7 protein-coding genes and 1 pseudogene are annotated in these 14203 nt (G+C 37.8%); all 8 read left to right on the top strand.

Annotated features, from left to right (window positions below; genetic code table 11):
- Positions 1 to 3062: adenosylcobalamin-dependent ribonucleoside-diphosphate reductase (locus tag ACIQZ6_RS09655; protein WP_395810540.1), on the top strand; the 3062-nt coding region annotated here is incomplete at its 5' end.
- A gap of 368 nt (positions 3063 to 3430) precedes the next feature.
- Positions 3431 to 4006, top strand: a complete 576-nt coding sequence (locus ACIQZ6_RS09650; RefSeq protein ID WP_395810539.1) for a DUF4256 domain-containing protein — start codon at positions 3431 to 3433, stop codon at positions 4004 to 4006.
- A gap of 114 nt (positions 4007 to 4120) precedes the next feature.
- Positions 4121 to 4630: a glutathione peroxidase gene (locus ACIQZ6_RS09645; protein ID WP_395810537.1), complete on the top strand. Its 510-nt coding sequence runs from the start codon at positions 4121 to 4123 to the stop codon at positions 4628 to 4630.
- 11 nt (positions 4631 to 4641) lie between these two features.
- Positions 4642 to 5088 carry a hypothetical protein gene (locus ACIQZ6_RS09640; RefSeq protein WP_395810535.1) on the top strand — a complete coding sequence of 149 codons (447 nt, stop codon included), beginning with the start codon at positions 4642 to 4644 and terminating at the stop codon, positions 5086 to 5088.
- 463 nt (positions 5089 to 5551) lie between these two features.
- Positions 5552 to 7267 carry a glycoside hydrolase family 3 protein gene (locus ACIQZ6_RS09635; protein WP_395810533.1) on the top strand — a complete coding sequence of 572 codons (1716 nt, stop codon included), beginning with the start codon at positions 5552 to 5554 and terminating at the stop codon, positions 7265 to 7267.
- Between the two features lie 187 nt (positions 7268 to 7454).
- On the top strand, positions 7455 to 10775 hold the full coding sequence (locus ACIQZ6_RS09630; RefSeq protein ID WP_395810531.1) for a UvrD-helicase domain-containing protein: 3321 nt from the start codon (positions 7455 to 7457) through the stop codon (positions 10773 to 10775).
- Positions 10776 to 10777: 2 nt separating this feature from the next.
- Positions 10778 to 13669 (top strand): PD-(D/E)XK nuclease family protein, encoded by a 2892-nt coding sequence (locus tag ACIQZ6_RS09625; protein WP_395810529.1) that lies wholly within the window; start codon positions 10778 to 10780, stop codon positions 13667 to 13669.
- A gap of 205 nt (positions 13670 to 13874) precedes the next feature.
- A pseudogene (locus ACIQZ6_RS09620) lies at positions 13875 to 14203 on the top strand (alpha-ketoacid dehydrogenase subunit beta); the annotation flags it as partial.

Genomic DNA, 14203 nt, shown 5'->3' with positions numbered 1-14203 from the left:
GAACAACTTCATCAGAAAACAGTATCAAGCAGGTGGCACATCGTATGGCACATTGCTGGCAATCATGGGGTGAGCGCTACAATTATTTTGCAAGCAAAAAAGATTCTTCTATATTTTATGATGAGCTGGTATATACTATAGTAGGTCAATTGGCTGCACCAAATTCACCACAATGGTTCAATACCGGTTTACATAATTCTTATGGTATCACCGGAAAGCCACAGGGGCATTATTTTGTAAATCCCGAAACAGATCAGCTTGAAAAATCAACTTCTGCTTATGAACGTCCTCAGCCTCATGCCTGTTTCATTCTTTCTGTAAGTGATGACCTAGTGAATGATGGGGGTATCATGGACCTTTGGGTTAGAGAAGCAAGAATTTTTAAATATGGATCAGGAGTGGGTACAAACTTCTCATCTATCCGTGGAGAAAGTGAAAAACTTTCAGGTGGTGGCTACTCATCAGGATTAATGTCATTCCTGAAAATAGGTGACCGCGCTGCAGGAGCGATTAAATCAGGTGGTACCACACGTCGCGCTGCGAAAATGGTATGTCTGGATCTTGATCATCCTGAAATTGAAGGTTTTGTTAATTGGAAAGTAGAAGAAGAGAAAAAAGTTGCTGCTTTAATTGCTGCAGGATATTCTTCTGATTACGAAGGTGAGGCTTATCGTACAGTTTCAGGACAAAACTCAAACAACTCAGTTCGTGTTCCTAATGCCTTTTTTAAAGCATTAGAGGAAGGTGAAAACTGGGATTTGATTGGACGTATCAGCGGGAAACCGGTTAAATCTATTTCAGCAGAAAAGCTATGGCAGGATATTTCTTTCGCTGCCTGGGCCTGTGCTGACCCTGGCATTCAATACGATACAACCATTAACGAATGGCATACATGCCCTGAAGGTGGGCGTATCAATGCATCAAATCCATGTTCAGAATACATGTTCCTGGACAATACGGCCTGTAACCTGGCTTCCATTAACCTGGCGCATTTCTTTGATCCTCAAACATTGGTTTTTGATGTGAAAGGTTTTGAGCATGCTTCCCGTGTATGGACTGTAGTTTTAGAGATTTCAGTTTTGATGGCACAGTTCCCTTCTAAAGAGGTTGCACAATTATCATATGATTATCGCACACTTGGATTAGGCTATGCTAACCTTGGTTCAATGCTAATGGTTGCTGGTATCCCTTACGATAGTGATAAAGCCCGCGCAATAGGTGGTGCTATTACAGCAATTATGACGGGTACCGCTTATTCAACTTCTGCTGAAATGGCCAAAGAGCTTGGAACTTTCAAGAAATACGAAGAGAATAAAAAGCACATGTTACGAGTTATGCGTAATCACCGTTATGCGGCATACAATAATGATGCCTACGAAGGTCTTGAAATTGCGCCTCCAGGAATCGATCCTAAATACTGCCCTGATTATTTATTATCAGCTGCATGTAATTCATGGGATAAAGCAGTAGAACTAGGTGAGAAATACGGATATCGTAATGCTCAAACTACTGTAATTGCACCAACTGGAACTATTGGTTTAGTAATGGATTGTGATACAACCGGTATTGAGCCTGATTTTGCATTGGTAAAATTCAAGAAATTATCAGGTGGTGGTTATTTCAAAATCATCAATCAGGGTGTTCCTGCAGCGTTGCGTAATCAAGGTTATTCGGAGCATGAAATTGAAGCGATTGTTAATTATGCGAAAGGTGCTGCAACTCTTGAAGGTGCCCCTCATATTAATTTTGATAGCCTTGCTGCTAAAGGGTTTACTCAGAATGAACTGGAGAAAATCGACAAGTCTCTTCTTGCGGCTTTTGAAATTGGTTTTGTATTCAATCAGTGGAGCCTTGGCGAAGAGTGCTTAAACCGTTTAGGCTTTAAGTCTGAACAATATTCTTCACCTGACTTCAATCTATTACGTTCAATTGGATTCAACCGTCAGCAGATTGCTGAGGCAAATGAGTTCATTTGCGGAACCATGACCGTAGAGGGTGCGCCATATTTAAAAGAAGAGCACTATCAGATATTTGATTGTGCCAATAAATGTGGTCAGAAAGGCGAACGCTACATTCATGCCCACGGACACATCAAAATGATGGCTGCAGCACAGCCTTTCTTATCAGGTGCGATCTCTAAAACAGTTAATTTGCCAAATGAAGCTACTGTTGAAGAAATCAAAGATTGCTATGAATTATCATGGAAATTAGCACTTAAAGCAAATGCATTGTATCGTGATGGTTGTAAATTATCTCAGCCATTATCTACCAAATCATCTGACAGTAAGGAAGATAAGTTGGATACTGTTGAAGAAGTATTAGGCCAAGCTGCCAATGTTAAACTGAGCGATCTTACTGCAGACCAGGTATTAGAGGCTGCAAGAGCAATCCTTGAGCGTTCTACAGATACAAAATTCAAACGTCAGTTATCTTCTGTTGTTGAACGTAAAAACTTGCCTGGCAAACGTGGTGGATTTACCCAGAAAGCGGCAGTTGGCGGACAAACAGTATTTGTTCGTACAGGGCAATACGAAGATGGAACATTGGGTGAGATCTTTGTGGATATGCACAAAGAAGGTGCAACGTTCCGTTCTTTGATGAACTGTTTCTCTATCGCTGTTTCAGTTGGCCTTCAGTATGGAGTGCCATTGGAGGAGTTTGTCGATAAGTTTACCTTCACCCGTTTTGAACCATCAGGTATGGTTAGCGGTCATGATAACATCAAAAGCGCTACCTCAATTGTAGATTATATCTTCAGAATGCTTGGATATGAGTATCTGAACCGTACTGATTTAGTTCATGTTTTAACGGAGCAAAAAGTCATTTTGGGTAATCCACAAATGACAGATGAGGATGTGAATTCAGATACTACCAACACGTTCGTAGAAAGCCCAGTGAGTGTATCAACCTCTTCATCAGGGGCACAACTAAAGCCAGTACTTGATATTTCAGGTGGCGGCCAGTCTGATGCTCCTGCATGCGGTAATTGTGGTCATATCATGGTTAGATCTGGCACTTGTTATAAGTGTTTGAACTGTGGTACTCAGGGAGGATGTAGTTAAGAAGAACGTTTAAAAACGCAAGCTAAAAGCTTAAAGCCCTGCCTGAAATGGCGGGGCTTTTTTTGTTTAAGACATTTCCTTTTGAAATTATATGTGCAGATAGTCTTTGTATGATAGTTTATCAATGGATGGTGTTCAGAAAGGTTAAAAGCGAGCTGAACGATTTGATTTTAATACCCAATCAACATTGGATATCTTATCAAAAACTTCCTAAAATTGAAGTTTGATCGCCGAAAAAAATTAAAAAATTGATGGTGCTATAACTGAATCTTTAAAGAACGTTTTAGAAGATTAGAAGGAATAAAATCTATAATAGCTAATAGATTATAGGATTCTTTTATAATTTCAACATAAAACCTATCCTAACAATGGAAAATAAAAAGGAATTGTCACCAAAACATGTTGAGGAATTACTAAGCAGTTTAAAAATTCGTTTTGAGAAAAACATGCACCGCCATCAAGGTCTTGAATGGGCTGATGTACACGAAAAGCTTGAAGCCAGTCTGATTTCTGGCAGTGAAAAATTATGGTCACTCAATGAAATGGAAAGAACAGGAGGCGAACCTGATGTGGTAACTTATGATAATAGTACAAATGAATTCATTTTTTATGATTGTTCAGCTGAAAGTCCTAAAGGCCGCAGAAGCATTTGTTACGACCGCCAGGCGCTTGAGTCAAGGAAGCAATATAAGCCAGAAAATAGCGCTATTGAAATGGCTATTACCATGGGTATCGAACTTTTAACAGAGGCGCAATATCGGGAGTTACAAAAACTTGACAAGTTTGATGCAAAAACATCTAGCTGGGTGCAAACACCTCCTGAAATCAGAGAACTTGGAGGAGCACTTTTTTGTGACCTACGTTACAAACATGTCTTTGTATACCATAACGGTGCAGAATCTTACTATTCCAGTAGGGCATTTCGTGGATTGCTAAGGGTCTGAATTTTAAGTATTTTTAAATTCTGATCTTATTCCTTATTGTCAGATAATTGTTAGTTTTAAACTATAGCCTTGTTCTTTTAGCTAATTCCAGATTTTAAATTCTAATTTTAAATTATGAAAACACTACTTCTAGTACTCGCAATGTTCATTACTACCCCGCCATCTATCCATTCCTTTAAGGTTCAGGATATAGATGGAAAAAACCTTGACCTTAAGCAATACAAAGGCAAAAAGATTCTAATCGTGAATACGGCATCCAAATGCGGTTATACTAAACAATATGCAGATCTTCAAAAGCTTTCTGATGCCTATAAAGATAAATTGGTGGTTATTGGCTTCCCGGCAAATAATTTTGGCGGCCAAGAACCAGGTGAGAATTTAACTATTAAAGAATTTTGTCAAAAGAATTTTGGTGTGACCTTTGCACTTGCAGAAAAAAGTAGCGTGAAAGGTGCTGATATTTCGCCGCTATTCAAGCATCTCACCACTGCAGAAAATCCAGATTTTACGGGAGACATCAAATGGAATTTTGAGAAATTTCTGATCGATGAAAACGGACAACTGATACACAGATTCCGCTCTTCTGTTACACCAATGTCGTCTGAAATTACTAAACACTTATAATCAAGAAACCTGTGAAAAAATTATTAATTCTATTATTCGTTGCTTTTTCGTTCTCAGAAGCACGCTCTGCCCAATTCTCTTCAGGTGATGAGGATCAATTAAGTAGCTTGATCGATAGCTTCTCTGTTGCTATCGTTAAAAAAGATAAAGCCTGGATGTTATCACATTTAAGTGATGTCTGTAAAATGTATGAACCTACGGGCAATACATTGAACAAAGCAGGTATTGTAATGACATTTACTGAAGGAGTTTATAACATCACTAAATCAGATGCTTTAAACAAAACGTATAAAATTAATGGAATAGAGGCTAGTGTTTCGGCTGATTTTAATGTGGAAGGTGTTGGAAAAGTAAACGGTGGCGAAATGGATATTACAGGTAGCTATCGATTTAACCTCAAGTTTAAAAAATCGGATATCGGTTGGCAGATCTCCGAAATTGTAATTAATCAGAGCTAAGATTGCTTTTTAAAAGCCAATTATAAACTACAAAAAAGAGGCTGATCATAAAGTATGATTAGCCTCTTTTTTGTCAACTTATTTTTTAATAATCAGGTTTATTGGTTACTAGATTAAAGTAACAAATTATGGTGCCAAACAGATTATTTATAGCATTAAATTAACTTTAGCCTACCTTTGTAATTTTCGTTTAGTAATTTTACAAAACTTGACCTCTTATACTCTTATACATTCAAAAGCATATTTATGATTTGGCTGATTTTGGCTTTTACGTATATTGCATTGAATAGTTTGTGTATTTACTTTTTCTACAGGTATTTAAAGAATCGTATTCAGGATAAACTTTCAGTATGGCTATTCAGTATTTCTTTTAGCCTTGTTATTTCTTTTTTGTTGGTATTGCTGGGAATTATTTTGATTGTTAATTTTAATTTCACAAAAAATTTATTGATCACCACTTCATATGTTTAAAAAGGTAAAACAACTAGTATTCTTGCTGGCATTCTTAAGCCCATTTATTGGCCTGGCCCAAAACCGCAATTCCTTTTTAGGTGGATTAAATGAACCAAATGCCTGGGTAGATTCTGTCTTTAAGAAATTAAGCAAGCGCGAGCGGATAGCTCAAATGTTTATGGTCAGAGCACATACAGATAAGGGTAAAGCTTTTGAAGATTCGATTGCAATGGTGATCAAAAAGGAAAGAATTGGTGGTTTAGTATTTTTTCAAGGTGGCCCCGCAAGACAGGCAATCCTAACCAACAGATACCAAGCCATCAGTAAGGTGCCCTTACTAATCTCAATGGATGCAGAATGGGGTTTAGGTATGCGCTTAGACAGCACAACTTCCTTTCCGTATCAGTTAACGCTGGGGGCAATCCAAGATAATAAGCTGATTTATCAGATGGGCAGGCAGGTTGCGTTAGATTTTAAGCGCATCGGAATGCATGTTAATTTTGCCCCTGTAGCTGATATAAATAATAATCCTAAAAATCCAGTAATTGGAATCCGTTCATTTGGCGATAATAAATTTAACGTTGCTGAAAAGGTAACAGCTTACATGAAGGGCTTGCAGGATAATCAGGTAATGGTCAGTGTAAAGCACTTTCCTGGCCATGGTGATACCGAGGTTGACTCTCATCAGGATCTTCCTCAACTGCCATTTACAAAAGCAAGACTTGATTCGGTTGAGTTATATCCTTTCAAGGAATTAATTAAAGCAGGAGCCTCAGGTATAATGGTTGCCCATATGAATATTCCTGTTTTAGATAATACTCCAAATCTTCCTTCAACCTTGTCTAAACCAATTATTACCACTTTATTAAAAGATGAGCTGGGCTTTAAAGGTCTGATCTTTTCAGATGCAATGGAGATGAAAGGTGTTGCAAAGTTCTATCCAAATGGAGAGGGCGATGTGATTGGTATCCTAGCTGGTCTAGATGTGATTGAGCTTTCAGGTAATTCAAAAAGAGCGGTTAAACTAGTTCGCCAGGCAATCCACAAAAAGCGTTTAAGCTGGCAACAGGTAAATGCCAGTGTTAAAAAGATTCTTTATGGAAAATATTGGTCTGGACTTAATAATAGTACGTATGTTCAGCCGCAAAATATTGTTGCCGATTTGAATCGTACCGAGGCTAAAGAACTTAATCAAAAATTGGCAGATGCGGCTATTACGCTATTAAATAGCGACATTCAACTTAAAAACTTTGACAGAAGAAAGAAAACAGCAATTGTAAGTTTGGGTTCTAGTGAACTGACTACACTACAAAGGGCTTTAAGACCCGTATTACCTAACTCCTTAAACTTTATTTTACCAAAGGATATAACCGATGCTGAACTTGAAAATGTAAAGAAGGAACTGCTGGCATATGACCAAATTATAGTAAGTATTCATGACATGCGCAAGCGTCCTGCTCCAGTTCTGGATTACAATAAAAGTTTGAAATCATTTATTGCTGAACTTGCAGGTATGAACAGCATGTTCGCCATTTTTGCCAATCCATATTCACTTGCGGGTTTACCAGGCATCGAGGCCGCTAAAACCATTATTTTAAATTATCAAAATACGAATGAAGCTCAGAATGCTACATTTCGTGTAATCAATGGTGGTTTAAAGGCAAATGGAAAGCTTCCAGTTACAATAAATGCCAATTTTAAAAACGGAGATGGCTTAAGCCAGTAATACCTTTTCATTCTTTTTAGATAAAGCCAGCAAAATTCTGATTTTGTTGGCTTTTCTATCTGTTCGATACCTGGATTAAATCAAATTGTTGAATAAACAAGAAAATCGATATTTTTATAATTCTCTGAATTCTACAACGAATTCACCAATTTGTACAGAACCTTAAAATCATAAACCGGGATACCGTATGCCTCAGCAAAAAGCTTTAAAATTAGTTCGCGCATCTGCCGGTTCTGGAAAAACTTTTGCATTAACAGCACATTATCTCACGCTGCTATTTAGCGGAAAGGGAAAGTACCGCGAAATTCTGGCCGTAACTTTTACTAATAAGGCTACTGCCGAAATGAAAGAACGTATTTTGGCTGCATTGGAGCAGCTAGCCTTGTCTGGTTATGAAAAATCAAATTTCAGTCCTATTCTAAAGAATCATTTTCCCGAAATCAGTGATTTGGAAATGAGGGCAAAAGCATCTGAAATATATAGTAGTATCCTGCATGATTACAGCCGATTTTCAGTCAGTACTATTGATGGCTTTGTTCAGCAACTGATTAGAAGTTTTGCTTTTGAGCTGAACCTCGACAGCGGGTATAAATTGGAGCTGAATCAGGATAAGGTAAAGGAAGAGCTTGTTTCGGCATTGAATCTACGTCTTGAAAAGGATCCGGAATTGTTAGAGTGGGTTACAAATCTGGCTATTGAACGAATAAATGATGGCAATGACTGGAATTATCAGAGATCTCTGAAAGATTTGGCCAGTGAGATATTCAAAGAACGGTATTACCCTTTTCAGGAAGCCATGCTCATAATGGGCAATGACCAGGGCAGAGAGTTTAATGCACTACGCGCTGAGATTAATCAAGGGATAACTGTATTTAAGAAGGATATTAGTGATCAGGCTGCTAAAATTCATGAACTTTTTGAGCTTTCAGGGATTGAAAAGGGCATGCTAGATCAGCAAAGTAAAAATCCACTATTCAAGCTTGATAAAATAGTAGCAGAAAAGTTTGAAGATGTTAACTCATTTGAAAAATACCTAGATAATTTTGATCAATGGCCGCATAAATTGCAGAAAGATACTTCGGCCCTTATTCACTTATTTGAATCAATCAATCCGCTTCTTAAAGCACTTGTCGAGTCATATAATAATGGTTCTGCAATTTATGATACCTATCGGGCCATCGCTAAAAATAGTGCCTATTTGCGCCTAATGCAGGGTATGGCAGACTTACTAAAAAATTACCGTTCTGAGAATAAAACTCTCCTTATTTCTGATGCACAACAATTGCTTAGGGGTATTACCGGGTCTGATGTGGATAACCCATCATTTATATGGGAAAAAACCGGAAATAAATTTAAACACTTTCTTTTTGATGAGTTTCAGGATACCAGCTCTTTTCAATGGATGAATTTTTTGCCACTGGTAAAAAATGCCATTGCTGAAGGTTCGCCCGGCATTCAGGCATCACATCTGGTAGTGGGTGATGTGAAACAGTCAATTTATCGATGGAGAAATGGTGATTGGCGCATCCTTCATAGTAATCTTAAGCATGATCTTTTGGCTGACAATGTAGCTGAAGAGGAACTCTCATTCAACCGAAGGAGCTCAGAAAATGTCATTCGTTTTAATAATTTTTTATTTCAAAAACTACCTTCAATTTTACAAAACCAGCTCAATACTATTTTTTCAGACTCGGGTCTTAGCTATTTGCAGGAATATTGGGATCAAGGAAATAGCGAACTGATTGTTAAGGCTTATGAAGGAAGTAGTCAGGAGATCACTGAAAGCACATTACCGGGTGGAAAAATAGATATTAAATTCTTTTTCAAGGGTGAAGAACCTGACGATGATGATGTTAATCCTCTTGCAGCTAACTATGCAATTGAACAGATTATAGAATTATTGAATCAGGGTTTTTCTATGAATGAAATTGGGATTCTGGTTAAAAAAAATTCGGAAGCAGTACAGATCCTGGATTGTATCTTTCAGAATAGCAATTACGCTAAATTAACTACCGCTGCTGGAAAAACTTTTCAGGTAATTTCTGGTGAAGCATTGAAGATCGCGAATAACCCTGTGGTTCAATTATTGCTGAGCACGTTCAGATTATTATCTGTGCATGAGCCTGAATCCGGAATTTATAAGGCTGAATGCGCCCGTCTTTGGTTTCAGGTTCGTAATCCCGGTGTAGAACAGGTGGGAATTAGTGCCGAAGACTGGATCGGATTTTCATTTAAGCCTGTCTCAGATCTGAACGATATTTTGCCTGCTGAACTTTGTTCTGGGTTTAATTCCTATCGGCAGCTACCGGTTAATGAACTGGCAGAAAAGTTGATCAGTAATTATCAGCTTGGTACTGGCCTAACAGAAAATCATATTCCATTCCTACTTGCTTTTCGTGATCAGCTGGCTCTTTTCTCTTCAGCAGGAGATCAGGGCATTACTGCATTTTTGGATTGGTGGGATAAGGAAGGTTCTGCAAAAGCACTTCCATCGTCCGAGAATCAGGATGCTGTTCAGGTAATGACCGTTCACAAATCAAAAGGCTTAGAATTCAGAGCTGTAATTGTTCCTTTTTTGGATTGGAAGTTAAATAAATCATCAACAGGAGCTATAAAAAAAATAGTGTGGGTTAATGCAGAAGCTGCAGGTTTTGAAAAATTCAATTCTTTACCAGTAGATTATACTAAAAGTTTGGCATCTACTGTGTTTGCACGCGAATATTTTGAAGAAATGTTGCTCAACTATATGGATGAGTTAAATACGCTTTATGTTGCAAGCACCAGGGCTAAAGATTATCTCTGTATTATTTGCCCTAAAACACCGATCGTAAAATCAACTAGTAAAGCTCCTCCAAATGATATCCAGTTTATTCTTTCTGAATTGTTTCAGTCTGTTGCAACTGATGAATTTAACTTGAATTTCGAGGATAACCAATACAGTTTTGGTGAAATGCCTGTTCATGTTCAGAAAAATGATTCGCCCTCGGATCATGGCCATTTGATTATTCATGATTATCATGTGAATGAGCAACTCACAGAGCGTTTTAAGCGAAATAGCATGAATGAAGATAACTGGTTCAATGCCAAGCAAAGAAAAGGAATAGTACTTCATAAAATCCTCGAAACATTAACCGGTTCTGGCAATCTTGAAAAACTAATAGCCGAAAAAGTGCAGGAGGGTTTAATCCGGGAGGCTGAACGTGAAGAGATCAGGCAGGCAGTTTCAGATGTTTTGATGCAGCATGAAATAAAAGAATGGTTTGAACAAGCAAGGTCAATTATTAGTGAAAAGGATATGATCATTGATTCGGGTATAGTGAAAAGACCAGATAAACTATTCATTCTTGAAGATCGTGCAGTTTTGCTGGATTTTAAATTCGGAGCTCAAAACAATAAATACATTTCAGATATCAGTATCTATCGTGATAATTTGATAAAGATGGGTGAATTTGATAAGGTGGATGCCTACCTATGGTATGCGCAAGATCGTAAACTTCAAAAGGTATGATCATGAAGGATAACACATCTGATAAATTCTTGCACCGGGTAGCCACAGATCTTCTTGATCGTTTTGGTAATGACCTTCAGCATGTTGCAATTGTATTCAATAATAAAAGACCCCAGTTATTTCTAAAGAAGTATTTGGCAGAGATCAGTGGGAAACCTATTTGGAGTCCTCATTTTTTTACCATCCAACAATTTTTTGCTGAGTCTTCTTCACTGGTTTGTGCCTCACAGCTAAAGCAGTTTTTTGTGTTGCTTTCTGAATACAATACCTTATTGGCTGAAGAAGGAAAAGAGCCTGTTAGTGCCGATGTTTTTTATCCGCTAGCTGAAATCATTGTTTCTGATTTTTCACAGATTGATTATTACATGGCCGATCCGGATAAGGTTTTTAATCTGATTGGCAATATTGCAGAGCTTGAACAGCAATTCCCCAATTTTGACAAAGAACAACTTGAGTTTATGGAAAGCTTTTGGGCTTCCTTTTCGCAAGTTAAGCAAAGCAGTATTCAGGAAAAATTCATTGAAATGTGGCATAGGATGCCTCGCCTGTACATCAATTTTCATAAACGGCTGGCCGAGCAAAATTTAATCAGCAGTGCCAGAATGTATCGTAATCTGGCAGAAGCGCGGGATAGTAATTCTGATTTTCTTAAGAACTATAAACATGTTGTTTTTGCAGGCTTTAATGCGCTTTCAAAAGCCGAAGAAATTCTGTTTAAGTCATGGCAGGACCAGGGTTTATGCTCTTTTTATTTTGATGCCGATGAGCATTATTTTGCTGATCCAATTCAGGAGGCAGGACACTTTATCAGAAGAAATATTAAAACAGTTGGTCTTGAAAATCAGTTTAAAATACAGGAAAACCGAATTGATATACCTGAAAAGCAATTTACAATTATTCAGGCTTTAGGTAAAGTGGCCCAGGGTAAAATCCTGAACCAGGTTTTGCAGGGTAATGAAGATAAGAACGAACCAGATTCAAAGGCAATTATACTTGCTGATGAGAGTTTACTACTACCTGTTCTTCAAACTGTTGATGATGAAAGTTTGAACGTTACCATGGGTTATCCCTTTGAGCAGTCTGCGGTTTTTGGACTATGTGATCTCTGGCTTAGCATTCAAGAGGAAATTGCTACTGCCGACCAGGCCAGTATAGCTTATTCTCACGTTCTTACCTATATATTTAATCCATTAGTTGGAATTGAAGAACAAACCCGAAACAGGATTCATTCAGAGATCATCGATGAGAAGAAAGCGAGGTTTAGTTTGCTCGAACTAAGAAGCTCTGGGAAAATCTCTGAGTTGACCTTTAGTCCATTTGAGAGCCCTGTTCAAGTTATACGAAATCTTGGCAGTTTACTTTTATTCGTTTCTGAGCAGATAGCAGATTTGCGTAAACTAGAAAGCCTGCTGATTGCAGAGGCTGTAAAAACACTAAATGTTCTTTCAGACAGCTTTGAGGATCTTGCTCAAAACTCCTCTATGCCTGAGATTAACGCTAGATTTGTGTTAAAAATGATCAGGCGCGCCCTTGCTGGGCTTTCTGTGCCTTTTGACGGAGAGCCATTATTGGGCTTACAGGTTATGGGACTTTTAGAAAGCCGATGCCTCGATTTTGACGAACTTATTGTTCTTGGGATGAATGAAGGAGTTTTACCCAAAATTAGTATTACTCCGTCTTTTATTCCCGACAATGTCAGAAGAGCATTTGGATTACCTGTGCTTGAAAATCAGAATTCTATTTTCGCATATTTCTTTTATCGTCTGCTTCATTGCGCCAAAAAAATTACCTTGGTTTACAATGGAATTACTGATGAGAAAAGCACTGGTGAAGAGAGCAGATTCATCAAGCAACTTGAGTTTGAAACATCCTGTAAATTTCTTCATGTCCTTCAGCAGAATCAGCCGGTCGAAATTGCCTTTCAACAGGAAATAATTATTGAGAAAAATGGCCAAGTACTTGAAAGGCTACAAAAATATCTACATAGAAATGCATTAGAAAAGTATGATAAAAAGATTTCCGCATCTGGGTTTACAGATTATATCAGTTGCCCGCTAAAGTTTTTTTATGGTAAGATCGCCGGGCTAAAAGAGCCGAATGACCTTCCCGATCAGATTGGCCCACATGCTGTTGGTAATATGCTACACGCAGTAATGGAGCATTTTTATCGTGACTCAATTGGGAAGGAAGTAAATGCAGCGTATATCAGGCAGCGTGAAAAACTATTACCTGCGATGTGTCAGCATGCGATGGCAACAATTTTAAAGCTAGATCCAAAGTCAGAGCTTCAGCAGCAAAGCGCATTGCAGCAGATTATTAGTAAGGTTATTGAACAATATGCTCTTAAGATTTTGGAACATGATGCTTCAATTGCTCCTTTTGTGATCAAGGAGCTCGAAGAAAAAGATGCCTATACTCCTTTATTTACAATTGAGGTAAATGGTAAGGAGGAACACGTAAGGTTAATGGGGATAATTGATCGGGTTGATACCCAGGAAGGAAAAATTAGGATTGTTGACTATAAGACTGGCAAGGATCAGGTAAAATTTAAGGATTTTGATAGTTTGTTTATTGAGGAGGGTAAAGATCAGAATAAAGCACTCTTGCAGACAATCTTCTATACAATTGTTTATGAAAAGGCAAAAAATGTTGAGCAAGTAGAGCCGCATTTATATACTGTAAAAGATTTTTCGGATGGCACTTTATTTTTAAAGAAAAACAAAGTTGATAACCTTGTACTCAGGGATGAAAATCTTGCAGATTTTAAAGATCAGTTTGAAATTAAGCTCAAGGAAAAGCTCAATGAGCTGTTTGATACATCCATCCCTTTCCGGCAGACTAGTAATGTAGATGCATGTAAATACTGTAATTTTAAGGGAATTTGTCAGAGGTAGATCATTAATTACGGATTACGGGTTATGAATTACGACTGATGCGTCTGTAGGGTTCTTTTAGAGGTTATTCGAATTTTTCTAATTATTCTACAAAGTTGTTCCGCATCCTTTATAATTCGTCATTAATCTTCCGTAATTCGTCATTAATAATTCGTCATTCACAATTCATAGCCTTATATTTGCGTTCCTAAAATTGATTTTTAACATGAGAGAAATACAGTTCAGAGAAGCACTTCGTGAAGCATTAAATGAAGAAATGCGTAAAAACGAGAAGATTTTTTTGATGGGAGAGGAAGTTGCTGAGTATAATGGAGCATATAAAGTGAGTCAAGGAATGCTTGACGAATTTGGCGCTAAAAGAGTTATCGATACTCCAATTGCTGAATTAGGTTTTGCAGGAATAGGTATTGGTGCAGCTATGAACGGATTGAATCCGATCATTGAGTTCATGACATTTAATTTTTCTCTTGTAGCAATTGACCAGGTAATTAATGCAGCTTCAAAAGTACTCAGTATGAGTGGTGGTCAGTTTTC

Origin of the sequence: Daejeonella sp., assembly GCF_044348475.1 — a bacterium.
In the GTDB taxonomy this organism is placed as follows: Bacteria; Bacteroidota; Bacteroidia; order Sphingobacteriales; family Sphingobacteriaceae; genus Daejeonella.
The sequence above is the reverse complement of the archived record's forward strand: the minus strand, read 5'-3'. Positions and strand labels throughout refer to the sequence as shown.